The organism is Devosia sp. A449 (genome assembly GCF_054489375.1).
This window is the reverse complement of the sequence record NZ_JBTMWU010000017.1, coordinates 1-1,317: the sequence shown is the minus strand read 5'-3', so window position 1 is coordinate 1,317 and position 1,317 is coordinate 1. Positions and strand designations below refer to the sequence as shown.

The 1,317-nt window shown below is 62.3% G+C and carries 1 protein-coding gene; it reads right to left on the bottom strand.

The window, feature by feature from the left end; translation table 11 throughout:
- Positions 1-28: 28 nt before the first annotated feature.
- Positions 29-1,108: an alkene reductase gene (locus ACX3OW_RS21605; protein WP_459097853.1), complete on the bottom strand. Its 1,080-nt coding sequence runs from the start codon at positions 1,106-1,108 to the stop codon at positions 29-31.
- Positions 1,109-1,317 lie beyond the last annotated feature (209 nt).

Sequence of the window (1,317 nt, the reverse complement as noted above, 5' to 3'; positions counted from 1 at the left end):
GCCTTCATTCATCAGCCCAAGCTGGATATCAGCTCAGCGCCGGATAATCGGTGTAGCCGGCACTGCCGCCGCCATAAAGCGTGGCGGGGTTCAAGTCGGCCAGGGGCGCACCGTTCTTGAGGCGGTCGACCAGATCGGGGTTGGCAATGAAGGGCCGGCCGAAGGCGAACAGATCGGCGGCGGCGTCGAGCAGACTTTGGGCGGCGAGGTCTGCTGTGTAGCCATTGTTGGCGATATAGGTGTTGCCGAAGCGTCGACGCAGTTCGGCAAAGTCAAACGGAGCGACATCGCGCGGCCCGCCCGTCGCTCCCTCAACGACATGCAGGTATACCAGATCCAGCTTGTCGAGTTCGCTCACGATGAAATTGAATTGGGCTTGGGCATCGGTTCCCGAAACGCCATTAGCAGGCGCAACCGGCGAGATCCGGATGCCGGTACGGTCGGCTCCAACTTCCTTGGCCACGGCGGCCGAGACCTCGATCATCAGGCGTGCGCGATTTTCGATCGAGCCGCCATAGGCATCGGTGCGGGTGTTAGCGCCATCCTTGGCGAACTGATCCAGCAGATAGCCGTTGGCGCCATGAACCTCGACGCCGTCGAACCCGGCCGCGATCGCATTGGCCGCCGCGCTCCGGAAGTCCTCAACGATGCCCGGGATTTCACCCAGTTCGAGCGCGCGGGGTTCGGACACGTCGACAAAGCCGTTGTTCACAAAGGTCTTAGTCCCTGCCCTGATTGCGGACGGCGCTACCGGCGCCGCGCCATTGGGCTGCAAGTCGACATGGCTGACCCGGCCAACATGCCAGAGCTGCAGGAAGATGTGCCCACCCTTGGCGTGCACGGCATCGGTGACCTTGCGCCAGCCCGCGATCTGGGCCGGCGTATAGATTCCGGGCGTGTCCTGATAGCCCTGACCTTGCTGGGAAATCTGGGTCGCTTCTGAAATGATCAGACCGGCGGAAGCCCGTTGCGCGTAGTATTCGACGGCCAGTTCCCCTGGCACGAAATCAGCGCCCGCCCGGTTGCGCGTCAGCGGGGCCATCACCACGCGGTTGGTGAGCGTGGCTTTGCCGAGCGTGTAGGGCGCATAGAGGTTCTTTTCAGTCATTATCTTACCTTGGTTGTCCAGCGCCATCGGTGTCGACGACGCTGGCGACAGGCGCAAAGCTGCGCGTCATGGGGTCGGTCCGTTGAAGGACTGACGCCATTCGTTTGAATGCGATGTTTTGCTGGCGACCTATTTGACCCGTACGACGACCTTGCCCTTGGCCCGGCCGGTTTCGAGGTAGGCCAGTGCCTCGTTGACAGCCGCGAAGG